Raw genomic sequence first — 24,256 nt, 5'->3', positions numbered from 1 at the left:
CGGTTCCCCTGCCTCATGTTGCGCCTGACCGAAATCATCCTGCCCCTGTCGACCTCCCAGGACGACATCGAAAATACCCTGCGCGACGCGGCCTGTAGCCGCCTTGGCATCGCCCCGCAAGCCTTGCTCGCGCTCACCATCTTTCGCCGCAGCTACGACGCCCGCAAGCGCAGCGCGATCACGCTGACCTATTCCATCGATGTCGAGGTGGCCGACGAGGCCGCCGTCCTCAAGCGGCTCGCGGGCCTGCGCACCGTCGCGCCCACGCCCCCTATGGAATACCAGTACGTCGGCCAGGCGCCGACGGACCTGCCCGAAGGCAGCCGCCCGGTGGTGATCGGCTTCGGCCCGTGCGGCCTGTTCGCCGCGCTGATCCTGGCGCAGATGGGTTTCCGGCCGATCATCCTGGAACGCGGCCGGGTGGTGCGCGAGCGCACCAAGGACACCTGGGGACTGTGGCGCAAGAACACGCTGCAGCCTGAATCGAACGTGCAGTTCGGCGAGGGCGGGGCGGGCACGTTCTCCGACGGCAAGCTCTCGACCCAGGTCAAGGACCCCAAGCATTACGGCCGCAAGGTGCTGCAGGAATTCGTCGCCGCCGATGCGCCGCCCGAGATCCTGTACGTCAGCAAGCCGCACATCGGCACCTTCCGCCTGGTGAAGATGATCGAGCAGATGCGCGCGCAGATCGCATCCCTGGGCGGCGAGTTCCGCTTCGAGAGCCGCGTCGACGACATCGAGATCGAGGACGGCCGGGTGCGCGGCGTGCGCCTGGCGGGCGGGGAATTCATCGCCGCCAGCCACGTGGTGCTGGCGGTGGGCCACAGCGCCCGCGACACCTTCCGCATGTTGCATGCGCGCGGCGTGTTCATGGAACCCAAGCCGTTCTCGCTGGGGTTCCGGATCGAACATCCGCAATCCGTGATCGACCGGGCCCGCTTCGGCCCCAGCGCCGGCCATCCGGTGCTGGGCGCGGCCGATTACAAGCTGGTGCATCACGCCGGCAACGGCCGCGCGGTCTACAGCTTCTGCATGTGCCCGGGCGGCACCGTGGTGGCGGCCGCCTCGGAGCCGGGCGGCGTGGTCACCAACGGCATGAGCCAGTACTCGCGCAACGAGCGCAACGCCAACGCCGGGATCGTGGTGGGCATCGAGCCCAAGGACTTTCCCGGCATCGAGCAGTCGCCCCTGGCCGGGCTCGACTTCCAGCGTCACTGGGAGGCGCGCGCCTACGAGCTGGGCGGCGGCGACTACAGCGCGCCGGCGCAACTGGTGGGCGACTTCCTGGCCGGCCGGCCCTCGACCGCGCTGGGCAGCGTCACGCCGTCGTACAAGCCGGGCGTCACGCTGACCGACCTGTCGTCCAGCCTGCCGGACTACGCGATTGCCGCCATCCGCGAAGCGCTGCCGGCGTTCGAGCGCCAGATCAAGGGCTTCTCGATGCATGACGCGGTGCTCACCGGGGTCGAGACCCGCACGTCGTCGCCGCTGCGCATCACGCGCCGCGACGACTTCCAGAGCATGAACACCGACGGCCTGTTCCCGGCGGGCGAGGGCGCGGGCTACGCCGGCGGCATCATGTCCGCCGCCATCGACGGCATGAAAGTGGCCGAAGCCGTCGCGCTACACGTGCTGGGCAAGCCCGGCATCACCGGCGGCAACCGCCGCGGCGCCAGCGACGACTATTGATTCAGGTCAGGCCGGTTCCTTCCCGGCGCTTTCCCGCGTGGCGCCGCTGCCCGCCACCAGCGTCTTGCGGAAAATCTCCACCAGCGGACGCAGGTTGACCTTGTGCCAGGCCGCCCACAGCGGCGTCCGGTAGGCAAACCACGACAATTCACGCAGCACCACGCCGGCCGGCGCCTGATGGCGCAGGCTGCGCTGCACCGTGGTCACGCCCAGCCCGGCCGCCACCAGCCCCAACGCGGCCAGCGGTTCCGTCGCCTCCAGCGAGATCGCCGGCGTAAAGCCGGCCTTGGCGCAGGCGGCGATAAAGGTGTCATGCCGCAGCGCGCTTTCCTTGTGCATCACCCCGATCCACTTCTGCGCGGCCAGGTCCTCGGCGGTGATGGCGTCGGCGTCCGCCAGCGGATGCCCGGCGGGCAGCGCCAGCAGCATCGGATCGTTGAGCACCTGGGCGGCTTCCAGGTCGGGATCGTCCGGCGCCGGCGGTTCGCACACCAGCGCGACGTCCAGGCTGCGCTGGCGCAGGCCTTCGAGCTGCACGTCCGATTGCTGGTTGTACAGGGCGATGTGCACGGCCGGGCGGCCATCCCGCAGGGCGCGCAGGGCATCGGGCAGCACGCCCGAATGCATGGCGTATTCCAGGTAGCCGATGCACAGGCCGCCCTCGTCGCCGCGACCCAGCCGCCGCGCCAGCGATTCGAGGCGGCTGGCGTGGGTCAGGAAGGCGCGCGTCTCGGCCAGGAAGGTGCGCCCGTCGCGCGTCAGGCGGATGCGCTGCTGCGAACGCTCGAACAGCACCAGCCCGAGTTTTTCCTCCAGCTGGGCGATCTGCCGGCTGAGGGGGGATTGCGAAATATGCAGCCGTTCGGCCGCGCGCCCGACGTGCTCGTCTTCGGCGACGGCGACGAAATAGCGAAGTTGGCGTAGATCCATCGGTAAGACCATGAATGACTCAAGTTGCGCAAATTATGTCTTGGACAGACTTAACTGGCAATCCTAGACTGGCTCCACTTCAACTGATTTGCAGGAGCAAACATGAGCATCAAAGACAAGCTGGCCGGCGGCCTCATCGGCTTCGGCACCGCCCCGCTGGGCAATATGTTCCGTGACATCCCGGAAGCGGAAGCGCGGGCCACGGTGGACGCCGCCTGGGACCAGGGCGTGCGCTATTTCGATACGGCACCGTTTTACGGCGCCGGCCTGGCCGAGATCCGCCTGGGCGAGGCGTTGGCCCGCCGCGACCGCGACGACTACGTGCTCAGCACCAAGGTCGGCCGCCTCGTCCTGGACGAAGTCGAGGACGCCGCCGCACGCGCCCTGGGCGAGAAAAGCGGCCTGTTCGTGGCCGGCCGCCCCAACAAGATGGTCAACGACTATTCCGCCGACGCCACGCTGCGCTCGATCGAGGACAGCATGAAGCGCCTGAAGACCGACCGCCTCGATATCGTCTGGATCCACGATATCGCCCAGGATTTCTATGGCGACGACTGGCTCTCGTACTTCGAAGTGGCGCGCAAGGGCGCCTTCCGCGTCCTGACCCGGCTGCGCGACGAAGGCGTGATCAAGGCCTGGGGCCTGGGCGTGAACCGGGTCGAGCCGATCGAGCTGACCCTGGACCTGAGCGAGGCGCGGCCCGACGGTTTCCTGCTGGCTGGCCGCTATACGCTGCTCGACCATGAACGCGCCTTGCAGCGCGTGATGCCCAAGGCCGCCGAACGCGGCACCGACATCGTGGTCGGCGGCCCGTACAGCTCCGGCATCCTGGCCGGCGGCTCGCACTTCGAATACCAGAAGGCGCCGGCCGACATCATCGCCAAGGTCGAGCGCATCAAGGCCGTGGCGCAGCGCCACGACGTCGGCATCAAGGCGGCGGCGCTGCAATTCTCGCTGGCCAACCCGGCCGTGGCCGCCGTGATTCCGGGCGCGAGCCGGCCGCAGCGCATCGCCGAGGACGCCGCGGCGCTGCAGGCGGTCATCCCCGCCGATTTCTGGCGCGACCTGCGGGAACAGGGCCTGGTGGCCGCCAACGCGCCGCTGCCCATCGACCGTCACTGAACCCGGAGACCGCAATGGCACTAGCCTCTGCAAGCATCACCCTGGCGGCCACGCCGGACCGCGTCTGGCAACTGATCGGCGGTTTCGACTCGTTGCCCGACTGGCTGCCGTACATCCCCCGCAGCGAACTGAGCGAAGGCGGCCGCGTGCGCAGCCTGCTCAACCCCGCCGGCGACGCCATCGTCGAACGGCTGGAAGCCTTCGACAATGACGCGCGCAGCTACACCTATTCGATCCTGCGGGCGCCGTTTCCCGTCACCGGCTACCGCTCCACGCTGCGCGTGGTCGGCCTGGACGACGGCCGCGCGGCTCGGGTCGAATGGTCGGGGCGCTTCACGCCGGCCGGCGTGAGCGACGAGCAAGCGTCAGACCTGTTCGAAGGCATCTACCGCGACGGCCTGGCCGCGTTGCGGGACACGCTGGCCACGATGGCCTGACCGCGCGGGGGAGGGCCGGCCGCGGCCGTTCCCCGCCCGCTGGCCGGCCGACGCCCCCGTCGCGCCGGCCCTGTCGATTTTCGCCAGCGCCGTTCGTCGTAGTGCCAGGGATCCCTCCGATCCACTTTCCTGGAGAACGGCATGCGCAAACTCATCGTTTCCCTCTTCACCAGCCTGGACGGCGTCGTGCAGGGCCCCGGCGGGCCGAATGAAGACCCGGCCGGCGGCTTCTGTCTGGGCGGCTGGACCGTGCCCTACGCCGACGACATCATCGGCCGGCACGTGCGCGACCTGATGGCGGCGCCGTTCGAACTGCTGCTGGGCCGGCGCACCTACGACATCTTCGCGGGATATTGGCCGCACGTGCCGGCCAGCTCGGGCAGCCGCGGCCTGGCGGACCGCCTCAACAGCGTGCCCAAGCACGTGGTCACGCACCGGCCCGAGGGCCTGTCCTGGCTGGGCAGCCGGGCGCTGTCCGGCGACCTGGCCCAGGCGGTCCGCGCGCTCAAGCGCCAGGGCGGGGCGGACCTGCTGACGTTCGGCAGCGGCGACACGGTGCGCCAGCTGCTGGCGGCGGATCTGGTGGACGATCTGTCCCTGCTGGTCTACCCGGTCATGCTGGGGGCCGGCAAGCGCGTGTTCGGCGACGACGCGCAGGCGCGCGCCTTCACGCTGGAACGGGCCGACGCCACGCCGGGCGGCGTGCTCGTCAGCCGCTACCGGCGCGGCGGCGAAGTGCGCACGGGATCGTTCGAAGACGGCGAGTGAACCGCAAGCAGCGGGCCGTGCCTCAGTGCGATGACACGTAGGTCGACGCGGCGAAGGCCGGCGGCACGGCGAACTCGGCCTTCATGCGCTTCACTTCCTCGACCGGGCTGCGGCCAAAGACGCGCTTGAACTCGCGGCTGAACTGCGACGGGCTGTCGTAGCCGACCGCCGCGCTGGCCGCCGCCGCGGTGAGCCCGTTGCGCACCATCAGTAGCCGCGCCTGGTGCAGGCGGGTGGACTTCAGGTACTGCATCGGCGAGGTCTGCGTCACCGCCTTGAAATGCACGTGGAACGCCGGCACGCTCATGCCGGCCTCGCGCGCCAGCTGGTCGACGTCCAAGTCCTGCGGGTAGGCCGCATGGATGCGCCGCAGCGCCCGCGTCACCTTGCCGAAATGCCCCTGCATGGACAGGGCCGCGCGCATCGACGGCCCCTGGTCGCCCGTCAGGATCTGGAAGTAGATTTCGCGCACCAGCGACGGGCCGAGGATTTGCGCCTCCATCGGCCGGCTCATCGCCTCGAGGAACCGCAACACCGACTCGGACAGGCGCGGGCTCATCGGGCTGGACATCATGCCCTTGGGCTCGGCCGCCGCGACGCCGCCCAGCTGGTCGATCTGCAGCATCAGGTCCGCGGCCAACTTGAAATCCAGATGCATGTAGAGGGCCAGCAGCGGCTCCTGCTCGCTGGCGTCCGTCTCCATCGTGAAGGGCACGGGCACCGAGACCACCAGGCAGTGGCGCGCGTCGTACAGATAGGTGGCGCCGCCGAAGTGGCCGCGCTTGCGGCCCTGGCACACGATCACGATGCCCGGGTCGTACAGCACCGGCACGGACTTCAGCGGGCGATTCGAGCGCAGCAGGCGCACGTCCGGCAGCACCGTCAGGTTGTAGCCCTCGTCGGGCGCCAGCGCCTGCAGCAGGGCAACCGTGCGCTGGCGCACTCGCGCCTGCGAGTCGTCCGCCCGCTGGGCATCGCGGACCGGGGCGTCATCGGGCCCCGGTGGCGGGACCAATAGTGAGTTTTTCCGGGACTGCCTGGAAGTTGCCATTTCAATACTTTTAGGCAATGAACAAAGATTCAATGCCATGGATGCTGGATTGCTGCAATTTTATTATGCAATCCATGCCGGCGATACCCCGAGCCGGCGCCATCCCACCTGTAAAGGCAGACATCATGATCCACGTATACAACCCCGCCGACGGCTCCCTGGTCGGCCAGGCGCCCGAGCTGACCGGCGCCGAGGTGCAGGCGGCCATCGACCGCACCTGCGCCGCCTTTCCCGCCTGGTCGCGCAAGCTGGCCCGCGAACGCGGCGACCTGCTGCGCCGCTGGTTCGAGCTGATGCGGGCCGACAAGCGCGCCTTCGCCGAAGTCATGGTGCAGGAAAACGGCAAGTGCCTGGCCGAAGCGCTGGGCGAAATCGACTACGGCCTGGGCTTCGTCGAGTGGTACGCGGAAGAGGCCAAGCGGGTCTACGGCGACACCATCCCCTCGCACGCCGCCCACGCCGAAGTCCTGGTGTTCAAGGAGCCCGCCGGCCCGACCGCGGCCATCACGCCCTGGAACTTCCCCTTCATGATGATCGCCCGCAAGATCGCCACCGCGCTGGCGGCGGGTTGCACCATGATCATCAAGCCGTCCGAACTGACGCCGCTGACGGCCTACAGGATGCTCGACTACGCGCGCCAGGCCGGCATCCCGGCCGGCGTCTTCGAGATGGTGACCGGCGACCCCAAGGACATCGGCGAACGCTTCACCGGCGATCCACGCATCCGCAAGCTCTCGTTCACCGGCTCGACCGCCGTGGGCAAGCTGCTGGCCTCGGCCTGCGGCAACGATCTGAAGAAGATGACGCTGGAATTGGGCGGCAACGCGCCGTTCATCGTGTTCGACGACGCCGATATCGAAGAAGCCGCCACCCAGCTGGTCACGGCCAAGCTGCGCAACTCGGGCCAGGTCTGCATCTCGCCCAACCGCGTCTACGTGCACGACGCCATCCATGACCGCTTCGTCGCGGCGGTGGCCGGGAAGGTGGCGCGGATCCGCGTCGACCAGGGCATGCAGGAGGAATTCGTGGTGGGGCCGCTGATCAACGCCGCGGGCGTGGACAAGGTGGCGCAGCTGGTGGACGACGCCACACAGCGCGGCGCCCAGGTCGCCCTGGGCGGCCAGCGCCACGCGCGGGGCGGCAACTTCTACGCGCCCACCGTGCTGACCGGCGTGGACGACACGATGCGGATCGCCCGCACCGAGATCTTCGGGCCGGTGTTCGCGATCTACCGCTACGGCGACGAGGACGAGGTGGTGCGGCGCGCCAACGACTCCGAGTACGGCCTGGTGGCGTACGTGTTCACCCGCGACCTGGCCCGTTCGCTGCGCCTGTCGCGGCGCATCGAGGCCGGCATGGTGATCCTCAATTCCGGCTCGGTGGGCACCGCGTCGGTGCCGTTCGGCGGCATCAAGCACTCGGGTTACGGCCGCGAGGGCAGCCACTACGGGATCGAGGAGTACGTCGAGGTCAAGTACGTGCTGGTGGCGGGCCTGGACAAGTGATGCGGGAGCGGCGCCGGCCCTCAGGCATGCCGGCGCCGCTCCCGGGGCGGGCGGCCGTGGCGCCGCCCGCCCCAGTGGCGACGCTCACTCCGCCTTCATGTTGGCGCTCTTGACGATCGCGCCCAGGCGCTTGTCCTCGGCGGCGATGAAGCTGCCGAACTTCTCCACCGAGCCAGGAATCGCCTCGTAGCCCGCATCCACCAGCTGCTGGCGGACCTTGGGCGTGGCCATGACGTCGGCGATGGCCTGGTTCATCGCCTTGATGAGGTCCGGCGGCGTGCCCTTGGGCGCATACATGCCGCCCCAGTGGGTGATGTTGATCTGGGCGAAGCCCTGTTCCGCGGTGGTGGGCGTGTCGGGCAGCAGCGGCGAGCGGTGGTCCGCCGTGGCCGCCAGCGCCCGCACGCGGCCGGAAGCGATGTAGTTGCGCACCGACACGGCCGCCTCCGAGGCGGCGTCGACCTGGCCGCCCATCAGCGCGGTGGAACTCTCCGAGCCGCTCTTGTAAGGCACGACCGTCACCGGCACCTTGAGCGCCTGGCCCAGCATTTCCGCGACGAAATGGCCGGTGCTGCCGGTGCCGGCGGTGGCGAACAGGATGGGACGCTTTTCCTTGGCCGCCTGTTGCTGCCAGTCCTTGAGCGAGTGGATCTTGCTGTTGGCGCTGACGACGATGACCGACGAGGACTCGAACAGCAGCCCGACCGGCACCAGGTCGCTGTCTTCATAGGGCATCTTGCTGCGCAGCAGCTTGTTGGTGATGGCGCCATTGCCGGCCACCAGGAAGGTGTAGCCGTCGGCCGGCGCCTTGGCCACCATGTCCGAGCCGATGATGCCACCCGCGCCGGGGCGGTTGTCGATGATGACGGGCTGCTTGAGATGGTCGGACAGCCCGGTGGCGAAGATGCGCGTCATGTTGTCGAGCTGGCCGCCCGCCGAGAACGGCACGACCAGGCGCACCGGCTTCTCGGGCCAGCCCGCGGCGCTGGCCGCGGACGCCGTCATCAGGCCCGTCGCGAGCGCGAGGGCGTACAGGGGATACTTGAGTCGGTCGAACTTCATGTTGTCTCCTTGGTAGGGCGTGAGGCGTTGCCTCATCTTTATGGTTGTGAAGCGTGCTGCGAATCCTCCAGGGCCTGGCGCAGGACCGCGGGCAGGATGCCCCCGGCACGCCAGATCTCCATTTCGTGCGCGTTGTCCAGGCGGCAAAGCAGGGCCAGCGTGCGCGGCGCGCCGGCGCCGCGGATCACGCATGTGGCCGAGCCCTGTGGCGCCAGGTCGGCCGCAATCTCGAGGTCGAACGTCTCGCTGCCGTCCAGGCCCAGCGTCAGGCGCGTGACGCCTGCCGGCAGCTGCAGCGGCAGGACGCCCATGTTCACCAGGTTGGAACGGTGGATGCGCTCGAAGCTCTCGGCGATCACCGCGCGCACGCCCAACAGCCGCGTGCCTTTCGCGGCCCAGTCGCGCGACGAACCGTTGCCATAGTCCTTGCCCGCCACCACCACCACCGGCACGCCGGCATCGCGGTAGCGCATGGCCACGTCGTAGATCGGCTCGACCGCGCCGTCCGGCTGGTGGCGGGTCAGGCCCGCCGGGCCCTGCGGCAGCAGCTCGTTGACCAGGGTAGGCTGGGCGAAGGTGGCGCGCATCATCACGCGGTGGTTGCCGCGGCGCGCCAGGTAGGTGTGCAGCGCATCGGCCGACACGCCCAGCGACAGCAGGTAGCGCCCGGCGCTCGACTCGGGCGGAATCTCGTTGGCGGGCGAGATATGGTCGGTGGTCACCGAGTCGCCCAGGATGAGCAGGGCGCGCGCGCCCTCGATGCGCACGCTGCCGTCCTGCGGCGGCACATCCAGGTAGGGTGGCCGGCGCAGGTAGAGGCTGTCGGCGTCCCACGGATAGCACGCGCCGCTGCCGCCAGGCAGGGCCTGCCAGGCCGGATCACCCTCGAACACGTCGCGGTAGCGCTCGGTGAACATCATCGGCCGCACGTAGTCGGCCACCACGGCGTCGATCTCGGCGTCGCTGGGCCACAGGTCCGCCAGCATCACCGCCGTGCCATCGGCGCGCCAGCCGACCGCTTCGCGCTGCAGGTCGCGCATGACCGTGCCGGCCAGCGCGTAGGCCACCACCATCGGCGGCGACACCAGGTAATTGGCGCGCGCCAGCGGATGGACGCGGCCGGGGAAATTGCGATTGCCCGACAGCACCGCCGCCACCCGCGGCGAGCCGTCGGCGATACGCTGCTCCACCGCCGGCGAGAGCGAGCCCGACAGGCCGGCACAGGTCGCGCAGCCATAGCCGGCGGTATGGAAGCCCACCGCGTCCAGCGCGGCCTGCAGCCCGCTGGCGCGCAGGTAATCGGTCACCACCCGCGAGCCGGGCGTGAACGAGGTCTTGGTCCACGCCGCGGGCCGCAGCCCCAGCGCCTGCGCCTTGCGCGCCAGCAGCCCGGCGGCCACCAGCAGGCGCGGGTTGGAGGTGTTGGTGCAACTGGTGATCGCCGCCAGCACCACCGCGCCCTGCGGCAGGTCGGCATGTTCATGGCGGGGCAGGGCCGCGGTGGCCTTGGCGAAGGTCAGCGGCACTTCCTCCAGCGCCATGCGGTCCTGCGGCCGGCTGGGGCCGGCGGCCACGCGCGTGAACTGCGCCAGGTCGACCTCGACCAGCCGGCTGTAGCCGGGACGCTCCTGCGTGCGCCAGAGTCCGGCGGCCTGCGCATAGCGCCGCACGCGCGCGATGTGCGCCGCGCCGCGGCCGGTGCGCGCCAGGTAGGCCAGGGTTTCCTCGTCGACCGGAAAGTAGGCGCAGGTGGAACCGTATTCGGGCGCCATGTTCGCCAGCGTGGCGCGGTCTTCCAGCGACAGCACGCCGTCGAGCGCCTCGCCGGTGAACTCGACGAACTGCGCCACCACCTTGGCCTCGCGCAGGATGCGGGTCAGGTTGAGCACCAGGTCGGTGGCGGTGATGCCGGGCGCCGGGCGGTTGAACAGGCGCACGCCGATGACCTCGGGCGCGCGCAGCACCAGCGCGTCGCCCAGCATCGCGGCTTCGGCCTCGATGCCGCCGACGCCCCAGCCCAGCACGCCCAGCGCGTTGACCATGGTGGTGTGGCTGTCGGTGCCGACCAGGGTGTCGGGACAGGTCACCGCCACGCCTTGCGCGGTGCGCCGGGTGGTCGCCACCTCGGCCAGGTACTCGATGTTGATCTGGTGCAGGATGCCCTTGCCGGGCGGCACCAGGCGCAGGTTGTCGAACGCGCCCTGGGCCCACTTCAGGAAGGTGTAGCGCTCGCGGTTCTGGCGGTACTCGCGTGCCTCGTTGGCCTGGCGCGCGCCGGCGTGCCCGCCTTCCTCGGCGATCAGCGAATGATCGACGATCAGGTCGGTGGGAATCAGCGGATTGATGCGGCGCGGGTCGCCGCCGCGCGCCTGCAGCGCATCGCGCATGGCGGCCAGGTCGATCAGGCTGGGGATGCCGCTGACGTCCTGCGCCAGCACCCGCGTCGGATGCAGCCAGACATCGGCCGGCGTGTCCGGCGCCGACGCGTCGGGATGATAGGCCTGCAACAGGGCCAGCGCATGCGGCCGGTGGCCGTGGCTGGCGCTTTCATGCCGCAACGCGTTCTCGATCAGCACGCGCGCCACGTAGGGCAGGCGGCCGGCCTGCAGGCCGTGCTCGGCGGCGAACGCCGGCACGCTGAAATGGCGGCCATATTCCGCGTCCGGGTCGTAGGCCTGCAGATAGGGATCTTGCTCGGGGGGCTGCACGATACGTTTGTCTCCGTTCCGTTGTCGCCGGGTCGGCGCCCGGCTGTCTTCATGGCGTGTCAGGCGGCCTTGCCAGCGTACAGCGCGTCCAGCCGTTCTTCATAGGCGAAATAGCCAATGCTTTCATAGAGTTCCATGCGCGTCTGCATCTGGTCGATCACGCCGCGCTGGGTGCCGTCGCGGCGGATCGCCTCGTAGGTGCGCTGGGCCGCGCGGTTCATGGCGCGAAAGGCCGACAGCGGATAGAGCACCATGCCGACCTGGGCCGCGGCCAGTTCCTGCACCGTCAGCAACGGCGTCTGGCCGAACTCGGTGATGTTGGCCAGGATGGGCGCCGGCAACGCGCGGGCGAAATCGCGGAAGCCTTCGAGGTCGTACACCGCCTCGGGAAAGGCGATGTCGGCCCCGGCCTCGATGCAGGCGGACAGCCGGTCCAGCGCGCTCTGGCGGCCCTCGCTGGCCAGCGCGTCGGTGCGGGCGATGATGACGAAGTGCGGATCGGTGCGGGCATCGACCGCCGCCTTGATGCGATCGACCATCTCCGGCAGGGTCACCACTTCCTTGTTGGGGCGATGGCCGCAACGCTTGGCGCCGGCCTGGTCCTCGATCTGCATGGCGGCGGCGCCGGCCGCGATCATCGACCGCGTGGTGCGCGCCACGTTGAAGGCCGACGCGCCGAAACCGGTGTCGACATCGACCACCAGGGGCAGGGGGCAGACCTCGGTGATGCGGCGCACGTCGGTCAGCACGTCCTCCAGGCCGACGATCCCCAGATCGGGCACGCCCAGCGACCCCGCGGCCACGCCGCCGCCCGACAGGTAGATGGCGCGAAAGCCGGCCTGCCGCGCCAGCAGCGCATGGTTGGCGTTGATGGCGCCGACCACCTGCAAGGGCTGCTCGGCCTGCATCGCCTTGCGCAGTCGCAGGCCGGCGCTGGCGGGCAGGTCGGATTCGGGGGAAGTCGTCATGGTGTCGCTCCGTGGGGGATAAGGGCAGGGGGATGAGGTTCCATCAAGCAAGATGCATGCCAATCGCGCCTTCCCTGGGACGGGCGGCGACCGGGCAGGGTAGGGTTTTCATAATTGAAATGCGGCCATCGCAATGATGAAATCGCCATTTCGACCTTCGCACCCGATGCCGCCATGCTGACTGTCCCGACGCCCGTGGAATCCGACCCGGCGGCGCTGCCGCGCATCTGGGCCGTGGGCGTGGCGCGCATCGCGCGCACCTTCGCCCAGATCCTGCCCAGCTACGCCCAGCGTGGCGAATTCAAGTTGATCGAGGCCGGCTTCGACGCGGCCGCCAGCGTCATCAACGACGCCGCTCGCCAGGGCCGCGTCGACGTGGTGGTGGCCGCCGGCCTGAACGGCAGCTACCTGCGGCGCCACGTCACGGTGCCGGTGGTGCAGGTCAAGATCAGCGGCTTCGAGGTCATGAACGCGCTGGCCACGGCGCGCCGGATCTCGCCGCGCGTGGCCTTGCTGGGCCAGCATGCCCAGTATCCGGAGCTGCAAACCTTCATGCAGACCTTCGCCGTCGACATCCTGGTGCGCACCTATCGCGACCAGGACGATGCGCTGGCCCAGGCCAAGCAGCTCAAGGACGAAGGCATCGAGGTCCTGGTCGGTTCGGGCCTGATCGTCGACTATGCCGAACGCATGGGGCTGGCCGGCGTGCTGGTGTATTCGCTGGCCACGGTGGCCGCGTGCATCGAGGACGCCATCGAAATCACCCGCCTGCAACGCGTCGAGTCCAGCCGCCGCGACTACCTGAACGCCGTGCTGGCCAATCTCGACGAAGGCGTGGCCGCCGTCGACGCCGCCGGCCGCGTGCAGGCGCTCAATCCGGCCGTGGAACGCCTGCTGGGCATCACCGCCGCCGGCCTGGCCGGACGACGGCTCGAGGAAATATCGCCCGCGCTGTCGCTGGACGAGGTGCTGCGCAGCGGCAAGCGCGAGGCCGAATCGGTGCACCGGTTGGGCGGCAAGATGGTGGTGGTGAACCGCATTCCGCTGGCCAGCGGCGCGGGCCTGTCGGGCGCGGTGCTGACCTTGCAGGAAGCCGGCGCCATCCACCGCGCCGACCGCAGCCTGCGCACGCGGGCCCGCACCCGCGTTCGCACCGTGCGCTACACGCTGGACGACCTGCACGGCCAGTCCGTGCCGCTGGCAAAGGCCCGCATGCTCGGCCTGCGCTACGCCCGGGTCGACTCGACGGTGCTGATCGGCGGCGAAAGCGGCACCGGCAAGGAAGTCATGGCCCAGGGCATCCACCAGGCCAGCGCGCGCCATCATTTCCCCTTCATCGCGGTCAACTGCGCCTCGCTGCCCGAAACCCTGCTGGAAAGCGAACTGTTCGGCTACGAGGACGGCGCCTTCAGCGGCGCCCGCCGTGGCGGCAAGCCGGGGCTGTTCGAGGCGGCCCACAACGGCACGTTGTTCCTGGACGAGATCGGCGACATGCCGCCGGCGCTGCAGATCCGCCTGCTGCGCGTGCTGCAGGAACGTCAGGTGATGCCGGTGGGCGGCAGCGAACCGGTGCCCGTCAACGTGCGCATCATGGCCGCGACCCATCGCGACCTGGCGGCCATGGTGGCGGCCGGCGCCTTCCGCCAGGACCTGTTCTTCCGCCTGAACATCCTGCGCATCGACATGCCGACGCTGCGCGAACGGCACGACGACATCTGGCTGCTGGCGCAGAACCTGTACCAGCGGGTGCGGCAGAACCTGGGCCTGGCCGGCGAGCCGCCGTTGCCCGAGGCCTTGCGCGACGCATTGCTGGCCTACGACTGGCCCGGCAACATCCGCGAACTGGAAAACGTGCTGGAACGCCTGGCGGTGTTCCTGGCGGAGCTGCCCGACACGCCGCCGGACGAACAGGTGCGGCGCATCGTGGCCGACGTGGCGCCGGAACTGACGCGAAGCGCCGCCCGGTCCGAGCCGGGCGACCTGGCCGCGCATGGCCGGCGCCAGCAGGCGGCCCACGTGCGCGAGGTGCTGGCGCGCTGCGGCGGCGACCGGCGCAAGGCCTGCGAACAGCTCGGCATCAGCCCGACCACGTTGTGGCGGTGGTTGCGCACGGGCGGGTAGGGGCCGGTATCATTGGCGACGCCAAGCGCGGGCAGGGCGGCCGACCCTCGCCAGTCAATTCCAGGAGATCACGATGTTCCCGATGGAAGTCCTCATTACCTATCTGTTCGCCTGCGGCATCATCGTGATCTCGCCCGGCCCGGACAACATCCTGGCATTGAGCCGCGGCCTGAGCCAGGGCAGCGTGGCGGCCGCCATGTCGTCCCTGGGCGCGGCCGGCGGCATCATGGTGCACACCGTGGCCGCCACCTTCGGCCTGTCGCTGCTGATGCAGACCTCGGAAATGCTGTTCTGGACCATCAAGCTGGCGGGCGCCGCCTATCTCATCTACCTGGGCGTGAAGGCATTGCGCGCCAAGGACCTCGTCACCATCCGCCGGGCCGACCACCTGCCGTTGCGCAAGGTGCTGACGGTGGGCTTCTTCTCCAACGTCCTGAACCCCAAGCCCGGCCTGTTCGTGCTGGCCTTCCTGCCGCAGTTCGCCGACAGCGCGCGCGGTTCGGTACAGGTGCAGATGCTGGTCTATGGCGGCATCTTCGCCGCGCTGACCTTCGTGGTGTTCTCGATCGTCGGCGCCTTCGCCGCCCGGCTGTCGGGCTGGCTGGTGTCCCGCCCCGTGGTCGCCGCGCGGCTCAATGCCGGCGCCGGGCTGACGCTGATCGGCGCCGGCATCCTGGTGCTGACGCTGCGCTCCGGCTCCAGCCGCGGATGAGGGGCGGGCGCTTGCCCGCCCAGCCTCATTTCGACGACAACTTGAGCCCTTCGGCAACCTTGCCCAACGCGGCGTACTCCCGTTCGATCTGCGCACGGAAGGCGTCGCCGGTCAGGATGGCGATCTGTTCGCCCGCATCCTCGACAAAGCTGCGCGTCGCCGAGGATTGCGCCGCCGCGGTGAACGCCCGCTCCAGCGCCTGCACGCGCTCGGGCGGCGTGTTCCTGGGCGCCAGGATGCCGCGCCACAGCAGCGTCTGTTCCTCGCCCAGGCCCAGTTCGTTCAGGCTGGTGGCTTGCGGCAGCGCCGCCACCTTGTCGGCCGAGGTCAATTGCAGGCATTTGACCTTGCCGCTCTTCACGTAGGGCAGCACCGGCGGAATCGAGCCCACGTACATGTCGATGTGGCCGCCCAGCAGCGCCAGCAGGGTATCGCCAGCCCCCTTGTAGGGAATGTCGCGCTGATGGATGTCCTGGCGGTTGAAGATGCGCTGCGCCGCCAGCTGCCCGGGACCGCCCGCGCCATCGGTGCCGAAGGTATAGCGGTTCGGCGCCTTGCGCAGCAACTGCATCAGTTGCTTGCCGTCCTCCGCGGCGAAGTCGTGCTGCACGCACATGACGTAGGGCGCGCTGGTCAGTTGGGCAACGGCGATGTAGTCCTTGGGCGTATAGGAAACCGGCGTGGTGTGCGGCGCCACCGTGACCGGCCCCAGCCAGACCCCGGCGATCGTGTTGCCATCGGGCGCGGCGCGCACCATCTGCGTCACGCCGATGCTGCCGCCGGCGCCGCCCACGTTGACCACCACCACCGGCGCGCCCAGGTGCGGTTCGGCATCCTTGGCCAGCATGCGGAAAAAGCCGTCGGTGCCGCCTCCCGCCGTAGTGGGAACGATCAGGCGGATCGGCTCGGCGGCAAGCGCGCCGCCCGCGATCAGCGAGCCAAGGGCCAGGGCAATCGCCCGGACGGGAAAGGAAAAACGGGGCATGGCAGTCTCCTGGTGTGGCATCGGCCGCAAGCCGACGCCACGGGTCGTTGATTGTTATGGGAAAAATCAGTCTGCAAAATCGAACAGCAGCCTCGGGGTATCGCGCAGGATGATGTCGCGCGGGCCGGGGTCGGGCAGCCACTCGCCCAGCCAGCCCAGGCAGCGCGCATAGTCGACCTCGCTCTCGTTCGACACCCAGGGCCAGTCCGTGCCCCACAGCAGGCGCTGCGCGCCGGCTTCACGCAGCAGCAGGGCGGTCAACGCCGCCGCATCCTGGCCCGCCAGGCGGTAGGGCGCGGACAGCTTGATCCAGGTCTGGCCTTGGGCAAGGGCCTCGCGCAGCAGGCCCAGCGTGGGAAACCCCGGCGTCAGGCCACCAAAATGGTCCAGCACCAGCCGCACGCCGCTGGCCAGGATCGGAGGCAGCACCGCGGCCAGATGCTCGCCTTCGACGTAGACCTCGACGTGCATGCCGCGCTCGCGCAAGCGCGGATAAAGAGCGCGGTAGGCGCGGCTGCCGCTGTCCGGCAGGGGCTGGCGCCGCAACCAGTTCAGGCGCACGCCGCGCACGCCATGGGCGTACAGGCCGTCCAGCTCGGCATCGCCGATCTCCGGCTCGACGATGGCGGTGCCACGCAGGCGGCCGCCCGCGGCTTGCAATGACCGCAACAGCAGGCGGTTGTCGTTGCCGTAGAAGCTGGGCGCGGTCAGCACGCCATAGCGGATGCCGTGGGCGTCCAGGACCCGCAGGTATTCGTCGACCTCGGCATGGCGCAACGGCGCCGAATGGCGGCCGGCGATCAGCGGCAGATCGGTGCGCAGCACATGCGCGTGGCAGTCGGCGGCGCCGGCGGGAAGATTCAGCGGTGATGTCATGCACCGCATCCTATCAATAGGATTTACTTCCATCTAATTAAAGTTCTTGGCAGTTTTGTATAAACTTTCCTGATGAGACGATTTTCCATTCCCCAGATGGAAGCCCTGCTGGCGATCGCCCGGCTGGGTTCATTCCAGGCCGCCGCCGAGCACATGAATGTGACGCAGCCGACCATTTCCCTGCGCATCCGCGAGCTGGAATCAGCGCTGGGCGTGCGCCTGTTCGAGCGCGAGGGCAGGCGGGCGGTGCTGACGGCAGAAGGGGTGCTGGCGCGGCGTTACGCCGAGCAGGCGGTCGGCGTGCTCGATGAACTGGAAACCCGTTTGCGCACCGGCGACCCGCTGCAGGGCCGGTTGCGGGTGGGCGCGTCGGAAACCATGGCCATGGCCTGCCTGCCGGCCATCGTCAGGCAGCTCGAACAGCGTTATCCGCGCCTGCAGGTCGAACTGACCATCGCTAACAGCCTGGTGCTGAGCGAGCGCCTGAACACCAACCAGCTCGATATCGCCTTTCTCATCGACGCGGGCGTCAGCCATCACGTGCAGGTCGAACCGTTGGCCTGGGCCGAGGTGGCCTGGATCGGCCTGGACCCGCGCCCGCGATTGCGGGCAGTGGACCTGGCCGCCCAGAAACTGTTCGTGGTGCCGCCGCCGTCGCCGCTGCATCAGGTCGTGGCCGCCTGGTGCAACCAGGAACGCACGCCATTGCCGGAGTTCAGCACCTGCACCAGCGTGGCCGTCATCGTCGGACTGATCACGGCCGGCGTCGGCATGAGCGCGCTGCCGGTCGGCCTGATGGCCGATGCGCTGGCACGAGGCGCCGTGATGCGCTACGAGCAGGACCGGCCGTTTTCTCCGTTGCGTTTGTGCGCGGCATATCCGCGCGTGGCCGACATGGCGGGGCTGGACGCCGTGGTCCGTATCGCAAGGCAGGAACTGGCGCAGGCACCGTATTTTTCGGTGATCGAGGCTTGAGATCGGGGAAAGATGAGGCGGCTGGGTGGGATTGGATCCACTCTGCTGCCGGGTTTGGGCGTAATTCGCATAATGTATATTATGTAAAGTAAAGAATGCACTGTCCATACCCATAAGCACCCCATCTCGGTCATGGGTTCCAGGCAAAGCGCTGGTGAGCTCCAAGGCTTTCCCTTTCCCCCGCTATTCAAGGCTTGAGCACTTCCTAGAGAGCGCTGCTACCTGGTGTGAAATCGATCCTGATCTGGCTGATCGCATCCCGAGCCTCCGCCGGCAACTGGCTGAGGACATCGGGCGGCAGAATTTCGCCAAACAATTGTGAGCGCAGTACTTTGGCCCGCTCCTGCACGATCTCGGTACGCAAAGCGTCATAACTACCTTCGATGGAGATCGTGTGGATGTCGATCGTCGGCGCAGCCCCCTGTTCTTCCTGTAGCCATTGCTCGAAAGCCCTCATCCAGTGGCTATCTTGACGGTCCACCCGACCTATCTGTTGTTCGATGCGGCCAGGGTTCCAGTCAAGATGAAACAGCACCACATGCCGACAGGCGCGGTGCAGGTTCAAGCCTTCGCTGGCCACCGCAGCCTGGCCGATAAGCACATTAGGATGGATTTTCGTGTCATTGAAGGCCCGCTGCCTCACGCGCCGCGTACCCGGCTTGGTATCGCCATACAACATTTGTGAAAACGGACTCATCCTAAACACGTCTATCCTGCCACCGGCTTGCTCAGCTTCTTCCACCAAATGCCGCTTCACCGCCTTGCGACGTCCCATCAGCATATCGGCCAGCTCGCCTGATTCGCTATCGAACTCCGTAGGCTCGGCATCGCAGATGGCCGACAGCATGGTCCTGGCACGTTGACGCAGTTCCTGCACGATGACGTTGTTCGCCACCAGCCCACTGTCCGTTTCCGTTCCTACTATCATGCATTGCACTAACCAATTGGTTAGTTGCTGTGCATCATCGTCGCTGGCGTTTTCACTGGCCTGACTATCGTCGTCGAGTTCAGGCACCTGCAGAAAATTGTCGACTTCACTACGGCACAATTGTCGCAAATAAGCACGCCCCTGGTGATACTGCTCGCTAAGCTTCTGCGATGATGTGACGAAATCTGCAATCTGTGCCTCGCTGAATTTGAAATCGCCATCCGCCATCCAACGTCGAATGTCAGCATCTCCAGCATGCAGACCGGTGGGCAATGCGATCGGTTTTCCATCGCGGACGTGCCTCAAGTAGTGGCGAATGTTCAAGGCCCTGTTGAGTGCGCGCATCGGCTCGAGGAAAGCACCGAACACCAGCACTTTTTCCTTGCGCTCGGAGATTTCCTCGATCAAGGCGACAGCAGCCTTGATGCGAGGGTGCCACTGGAGATTGATGTCCCCCCTCTCCTCTTCTGCGCCGACACCTGCCCCATATTGCAGGTGCCGTAGTCGCTGCAGCCAATAGGCTTGCCTTTTCTTCTGAGCCGCCCCGTCCGCATTTTCCTGCACAGTGTGCTGGTCGCCCTCGTTGTCGGGAACGATCGCCGCTTCAGACCACAACGGCAAACCTTGCGAGGACCGTGCGCCTGCGGTTTTCATCGCTTGCTCGGTTTCAATGCCGCGGGAGGCTACCGCCAAACACTCAGTCTGAGCGAGAAAGTCGCGCTCCCGCTGATCCAGGTCACCCAGACGAACGGTGCGGGCTGGCAGGAACCTGCGATGTGGATGAGCCTGCTCCTTCAGGCCCTGGCCTTGGCTGCGACTATATCGCTGGACATCCGGGTGATCACGCCAGAGGCGGCGAGTCACCAACGGCCTGAATGCCTGCTGGAACGCTGCCGCTGCCTCTTTGACGGCGTTGACCTGAACCGGGCTGCCAATGGTCAAGCCGGTCACCGCCTCGGAGAAGCGTACCGCAATATTGGTCAAGCCCTCGATTTCCCCGGACTCCAATCCGATACGTTGCAGAATGCCGCTCCACTGGGCCGCGTCCATTTCCATTGGTGTGGCTGTCAGCACCAGGCGCTTGGCCCTGAGCGTACTCGCACCTGGTCGCAGCAGAATGTGATTAAGGCAAGCCGACATGCGCGAACTGAGGGCTTCCTGCATCTTCCTATTCTTTTTCCCGCTTTCTGTGTCCACCGCTTCCGACCCCAGGCGATTCTTATGGGCTTCATCGATGACGATCAGGTCGACATCGCCAATGAGCTCGCCGATGAGATGCTGGAAAAGCCTTTCGTTTTCCTGCGTTTTTAGTGAGATTCCGTTGACTCGGCCCAGATCTGCATGCTCGAGAGCCTGCCTGAATGTAGGGGGTAAATGATCGTGTAGCCAATCAATGGCCGCCTCTTGTCCGGAAGACAGGGCCAGCTTTTTCGCCCCTTTCACGCTACGACCATCGAACATCTGGCCCTTTAGCGCAAACGGCAAGCCCCAGCGCTCGTCGTCGCTGTTTTTCCCCAGGCGTAGTGGCACGCCGAAACGGTGGGAAACGAAGACGAATGGAGCTCGCCGGGAAACGGGAAAAATTGGGTTGCCATCCTCGCTGAGAAACAGGTCACGATAGGTTTTGAGTTCGACACATGCCGGCGACAACGACTGTTCGAGACCGGAGAGTCGGCACTCGGGCGGCAAGGCATTGAGCTGCTTCAAGAAGGAGCCCAACTCATCCTCACGCCACTGTGCGATCAGACCTGGTGGGACCAAAAAAGCAACCCGGCCGCCACAGGACGCGACACAGACGGCCAATGCGATGGCCAACCGGGTCTTGCCCAGGCCAACCTCGTCGGCTACCAGCACCCCACGACATTCTTGCAAACGATCAGCGATCCAGCGCAGCGACGCATCTTGGTCCGAGCGCCACAGCGCTTGGGTCTCTTCCGAGAGCAGCTGATCCACCGCCGCCAGCAGGCGTAAGCGGCCTAGCACTTCACTCCATTCAATGGCCATGCGATTCTCCATTGGGAGCAGTAGCAGATTCTGACCAGCGCGCCTGCAGTTCAGAGATCAGTACTGCATAACTCTCGTGCATTGGATGTAGCTGCGTGAGCCAGGCGGGCCTGAATCCGTCTTCAAGCAGCGCCGGGAACAGGCTTAGTCGCAACGCCCGGACCTGCGCCAGATCCTCAGGCGTGACCTGCTCTAGCAACAACATGCGCACTTGACTTACCCAGAGCGGAAATTGCGTTGGCGTCAACGTCGACTGCCGCCGTGCGATGGCTTCGATCACTGTGGCCAACCAGCGCAACGGGTAATTTAGGCGAGCAGTTGCATTGGAAGATGGCCGGGCTACCACCTCGCTGCTGCCGTCGTCGACAGCGTCGATGGCGTACGCCGGTATGTCTGGAAAGACTTGCAGTCCTTCCAGGACGTCGTCGGCACCCAGTTGCGGCGGCGGCTGCCGGCAAAGAGTGCCGGCAGCCGACATCACCGGCACTTCGAAGGTCTCGGCATCTTCAGCGTGACGCCGTACAACCACAAAGGGTGGCGTTGGCCCAATATGTTCGAACACTTGCTGCGTCTGACCCACATCTTGCCAGATCGTGTCGCCTGCCAATCGGAACTGGAATGCAAAGGACTGTGCGGACCCGGCACTACGCACGAAATGCAGTTCGGAGTCCAGATGGCGCGCCAATAGCACCGGTGGCGGAGGTAGGGGCTGATGCAATGGATCACCGCTGCCCTCTTCCAATTCAGGTAGAGAACATTCGTCCATGAGGTCTCCACACGCCAGCGATTGCCAGAGCTGGGGAAGCAACAATGGCTCGGTCGTGACGATGCCAGCCTCGATGCTTCCAGCTTTTCCCTCCCCGGCACTGGCCTGCATGAGTGCATGCGACATCAGGCCCCGACACGACAGGTTGCCAGAACCCAGATAAAGCGCGCCCAGTTTTCCGTCGGCGGAATTGATGCGACGGCTGAGCCCAACGATGAACTTGGCGTGCAGCTGCGTGCGTCCTGGCCTGGCGCGCCTGGCAAACGGGTCAATGGGCAGATGCAGCTTCCACGCACCACGCCCACGACCGTTGGCGGTGGCTCGCAACCAACCTGCCAACGCCCCGGCCTGGGTCGGATTGAACACCAGGTGCCTTTCCTTGGCCTGTGGCGTCATGGACTCGATATTCGCCAGGATGGACGGCATGGCACCGACTTGCGCCCCTGCCTGCTCGAAAAAGCCAGAGCCAGCGATGATGGTATGGAAATCCGCCTTCTCAAAGCGCGGTTTGATCTGAGCGTACAAGGTCTTGTCCAGACTATGGATAAAGCGGGACGCGGGCGAGCGGGACCGCATGTGCGCCATCTGCTCACGCCACTGCTTCCACCATGGCAATGCATCGGAAAATGCCCTGAGGCTGGCACCGTACAAGCCAGACATCAAACGGTCGAGGAAGTCAAACGCCGCCTTGATGTCCTCACCCTCTTGCGATGGCTGTGCCTGGCATTGCCAATCGCATCGCCAGTACATGTCTATGAGAGACTGTTCGGCCCAACTGGCGCGGGTCCAGTTTCCGGTCGACACAATCAGGCGAAACGAGGTTGGCAAGTCGAAGGGCTGGTCGGCAAACGCCAACAAGGCCACCTTCGCATGCAATAGCGAAGTGCGCGCCTGCCAGATGGCGGCATCATCGTGCGCCAGGCGTATGAGCCCCGGTACCGCCGCGGCAGCCGCTAGCGGCTGCGAGGCATCGAGCATGAGCACGGCGCGCGGCCAGCCGCTGGCGGCACGGGTCAGCCGATCGTGGCCGGTGAATACCGAGACCGCGCGATCAAGCGTTTCGACATCGGCCGTCATGGCACACAGCGCCATGTGTGTGCCATGACATCCGGGTGGCGGCGCGAACAACGCATCCAGTGCATGGTCGTCACGTTGCACCATGAACCTCCTTCGTGCCCGATTGCAGGTCGTTCAGCAGTCGCTCCAGACGCAGCAAAGGACGCGGTATATCGCCAGTCTGGCTACCCCATTCGGCTTCGCCGGGCTCGGCATCGTCCACCAAGCGGCCACGCCCACGGCTTTGACACATCATCGTGTCCGAGGCGATCGCGAACAGTATGGGAGTGCGCCCGGCCAACTTGCGCACGCGATCAGCCAGCGCGACGGTTGGCCGCTGTTCCTGGCAAAACAACCTGATCTCCGCCGGTGCCTGGGACAGGCGCTGTAGCTTTTCTTCCATCACCGCGCAAGTCCTGGCAAGATTGTCGAACGCCTGAGAAATCGTGTCCTGTCCAGCCAGTATTGTGACTTCGATGCGCTCGTCACTGGCAAAACTGTCGACCAGGCTCTGGGCACATCTCAGCGCATTCAGCCTGAGCGCCTCGAGAGCGAAGCTGCCTTCCAGCCGTTCGCGGTGCTCTTGAGACTCAATGCCCAGCAGAAATTGCTCGCGAGCGTTCCCGTCAAAGCCATCCGCGAGCGGCCCGTCTCGACTCTCCAATAACCTCAAGACGTTGTCACGCTGCCGCGCTCCGGCGGCGTTGCGTAGTTGATATCGCACCAGCGCCCGTTCGGCCTGGCAATGACGATCAGGCAGCAAGGCTGTGCGCAACGATCTTTCGATCTGCTTCGGTGCCACGTGCGGCCGCGAAAACCAGTCGAGCAGCTTGTCATGCGCGCCGCTTGCTTCCCACACCGCCTCGACCAGCTCGCGCCCCGGCCGGGCCAGCCGCAGCGAACTGAATCGGGTTTCGGCGCGTTCGCAGAAGCCAAGGCCGGCGAGCGAGGCCGCTGCCGGCCGCCGGAACGGCACCGTCACATAGGCGCCGCGCTTGCTGACATCGTCGAACGACAGTTGATCCAGATCCTTGAACTTGCGCTTTCCTTGAATACGAGGATCCTTGCCATAAGTGTTCTCCCGTCGCAGCGCGATCCAACTGGCCAAGGCCTCGATACCTTCAGCCATGGCCGCGGCTGCCGCTGGCCGGCCAAGTTGCCCCGCTAGCGCGATGCCCATGCAACTCCAGCTCAGCTGGCGTACGAAGAAAGCGCCACCCAAGCCAGGCACGGCCCATTCGTTGAAAGCCATAATGGCTGGCCGCAAGCCGAAGTCCAGCCGCAGACGCGCATCGGGCACATCTTCTGGACGTATCGCGCCCCAGCTCGTCGTTCCTTTCAGATTCAAATCCCCTGCCCCCTATGAAAACACTCACACACGATCATCGTGATCGTGCGGCGGCGAGCCGCCGGCACACTTCCGCAAGCGCTCCCCAAATCGTCACCATCGCCACTCGAGCGTCACGGTGTGGACAGTCATAGCGGCACTCAAGGGTCGCTATCCTAGCGCGTTTGGATCTTTTGACGTTGGCCAATACCCGTACCGCGAACGAGCAATGGCGTCGCTAGGATGCGAATATGGGCCAGGTCATG

At 66.8% G+C, this 24,256-nt stretch carries 18 protein-coding genes; 8 read left to right on the top strand and 10 right to left on the bottom strand.

The annotated features are described in order from the left end of the window. The first annotated feature begins 15 nt into the window (after positions 1-15). On the top strand, positions 16-1,689 hold the full coding sequence (locus AC1HFW_RS08445; RefSeq protein WP_006395058.1) for an NAD(P)/FAD-dependent oxidoreductase: 1,674 nt from the start codon (positions 16-18) through the stop codon (positions 1,687-1,689). 6 nt (positions 1,690-1,695) lie between these two features. Here AC1HFW_RS08445 and AC1HFW_RS08440 read toward each other — a convergent pair whose 3' ends face one another. Continuing rightward, positions 1,696-2,619 (bottom strand): LysR family transcriptional regulator, encoded by a 924-nt coding sequence (locus AC1HFW_RS08440; RefSeq protein ID WP_479282706.1) that lies wholly within the window; start codon positions 2,617-2,619, stop codon positions 1,696-1,698. A gap of 102 nt (positions 2,620-2,721) precedes the next feature. Here AC1HFW_RS08440 and AC1HFW_RS08435 point away from each other — a divergent pair, with 102 nt between their 5' ends. From AC1HFW_RS08435 to AC1HFW_RS08425, 3 genes are all read left to right on the top strand, one after another. Beyond that, positions 2,722-3,741: an aldo/keto reductase gene (locus AC1HFW_RS08435; RefSeq protein WP_479282704.1), complete on the top strand. Its 1,020-nt coding sequence runs from the start codon at positions 2,722-2,724 to the stop codon at positions 3,739-3,741. A 14-nt stretch (positions 3,742-3,755) separates the two neighbouring features. Continuing rightward, entirely contained in the window at positions 3,756-4,178 is a 423-nt protein-coding gene (locus tag AC1HFW_RS08430) for an SRPBCC family protein (RefSeq protein WP_479282703.1), read from the top strand. Between the two features lie 141 nt (positions 4,179-4,319). Beyond that, entirely contained in the window at positions 4,320-4,946 is a 627-nt protein-coding gene (locus tag AC1HFW_RS08425; protein WP_479282701.1) for a dihydrofolate reductase family protein, read from the top strand. A gap of 22 nt (positions 4,947-4,968) precedes the next feature. On the opposite strand, the gene AC1HFW_RS08420 is transcribed toward AC1HFW_RS08425, so the two are convergent. Then, positions 4,969-5,889: an AraC family transcriptional regulator gene (locus AC1HFW_RS08420; RefSeq protein ID WP_061071217.1), complete on the bottom strand. Its 921-nt coding sequence runs from the start codon at positions 5,887-5,889 to the stop codon at positions 4,969-4,971. 233 nt (positions 5,890-6,122) lie between these two features. On the opposite strand from AC1HFW_RS08420, the gene AC1HFW_RS08415 reads away from it, so the two are divergent. Next, a complete protein-coding gene (locus tag AC1HFW_RS08415) occupies positions 6,123-7,502 on the top strand; it encodes an NAD-dependent succinate-semialdehyde dehydrogenase (protein WP_479282699.1) in 1,380 nt (459 codons plus the stop codon). Positions 7,503-7,586: 84 nt separating this feature from the next. Here AC1HFW_RS08415 and AC1HFW_RS08410 read toward each other — a convergent pair whose 3' ends face one another. Genes AC1HFW_RS08410 through prpB form a run of 3 tightly spaced genes read right to left on the bottom strand, consistent with a single transcriptional unit; the run spans position 7,587 to position 12,240 of the window. Further along, positions 7,587-8,564: a Bug family tripartite tricarboxylate transporter substrate binding protein gene (locus AC1HFW_RS08410; RefSeq protein ID WP_479282697.1), complete on the bottom strand. Its 978-nt coding sequence runs from the start codon at positions 8,562-8,564 to the stop codon at positions 7,587-7,589. 38 nt (positions 8,565-8,602) lie between these two features. Next, positions 8,603-11,272: an aconitate hydratase AcnA gene (gene acnA, locus AC1HFW_RS08405; RefSeq protein WP_479282696.1), complete on the bottom strand. Its 2,670-nt coding sequence runs from the start codon at positions 11,270-11,272 to the stop codon at positions 8,603-8,605. Between the two features lie 59 nt (positions 11,273-11,331). Continuing rightward, positions 11,332-12,240 (bottom strand): methylisocitrate lyase, encoded by a 909-nt coding sequence (gene prpB / locus AC1HFW_RS08400; protein WP_006395047.1) that lies wholly within the window; start codon positions 12,238-12,240, stop codon positions 11,332-11,334. 174 nt (positions 12,241-12,414) lie between these two features. Here prpB and prpR point away from each other — a divergent pair, with 174 nt between their 5' ends. After that, a complete protein-coding gene (gene prpR, locus AC1HFW_RS08395) occupies positions 12,415-14,361 on the top strand; it encodes a propionate catabolism operon regulatory protein PrpR (RefSeq protein WP_479282694.1) in 1,947 nt (648 codons plus the stop codon). A 73-nt stretch (positions 14,362-14,434) separates the two neighbouring features. Continuing rightward, positions 14,435-15,073, top strand: coding sequence for a LysE family translocator (locus tag AC1HFW_RS08390; RefSeq protein ID WP_479282692.1), 639 nt, complete (start codon positions 14,435-14,437; stop codon positions 15,071-15,073). 25 nt (positions 15,074-15,098) lie between these two features. Here AC1HFW_RS08390 and AC1HFW_RS08385 read toward each other — a convergent pair whose 3' ends face one another. After that, the gene (locus AC1HFW_RS08385; protein ID WP_479282690.1) at positions 15,099-16,058 is read right to left on the bottom strand and encodes a tripartite tricarboxylate transporter substrate binding protein; all 960 of its coding nucleotides are present in this window, start codon (positions 16,056-16,058) and stop codon (positions 15,099-15,101) included. A 66-nt stretch (positions 16,059-16,124) separates the two neighbouring features. Beyond that, a complete protein-coding gene (locus tag AC1HFW_RS08380) occupies positions 16,125-16,934 on the bottom strand; it encodes an amidohydrolase family protein (protein WP_479282688.1) in 810 nt (269 codons plus the stop codon). A 72-nt stretch (positions 16,935-17,006) separates the two neighbouring features. On the opposite strand from AC1HFW_RS08380, the gene AC1HFW_RS08375 reads away from it, so the two are divergent. Then, entirely contained in the window at positions 17,007-17,909 is a 903-nt protein-coding gene (locus tag AC1HFW_RS08375) for a LysR family transcriptional regulator (RefSeq protein WP_479282686.1), read from the top strand. Between the two features lie 205 nt (positions 17,910-18,114). Here AC1HFW_RS08375 and AC1HFW_RS08370 read toward each other — a convergent pair whose 3' ends face one another. The 3 genes from AC1HFW_RS08370 to AC1HFW_RS08360 are packed head-to-tail and all read right to left on the bottom strand — an operon-like array spanning position 18,115 to position 24,011. Beyond that, a complete protein-coding gene (locus AC1HFW_RS08370; RefSeq protein WP_479282684.1) occupies positions 18,115-20,841 on the bottom strand; it encodes a helicase-related protein in 2,727 nt (908 codons plus the stop codon). Continuing rightward, a complete protein-coding gene (locus AC1HFW_RS08365) occupies positions 20,831-22,768 on the bottom strand; it encodes a hypothetical protein (RefSeq protein ID WP_479282682.1) in 1,938 nt (645 codons plus the stop codon). The genes AC1HFW_RS08370 and AC1HFW_RS08365 overlap by 11 nt, the downstream gene beginning before the upstream one ends. Beyond that, positions 22,755-24,011, bottom strand: coding sequence for a hypothetical protein (locus AC1HFW_RS08360; RefSeq protein WP_479282680.1), 1,257 nt, complete (start codon positions 24,009-24,011; stop codon positions 22,755-22,757). The genes AC1HFW_RS08365 and AC1HFW_RS08360 overlap by 14 nt, the downstream gene beginning before the upstream one ends. Positions 24,012-24,256 lie beyond the last annotated feature (245 nt).

Source organism: Achromobacter sp. ISS7 (assembly GCF_056523125.1).
Note: the sequence above shows the minus strand (reverse complement) of the source record. Positions and strands in the feature narration are given on the sequence as shown.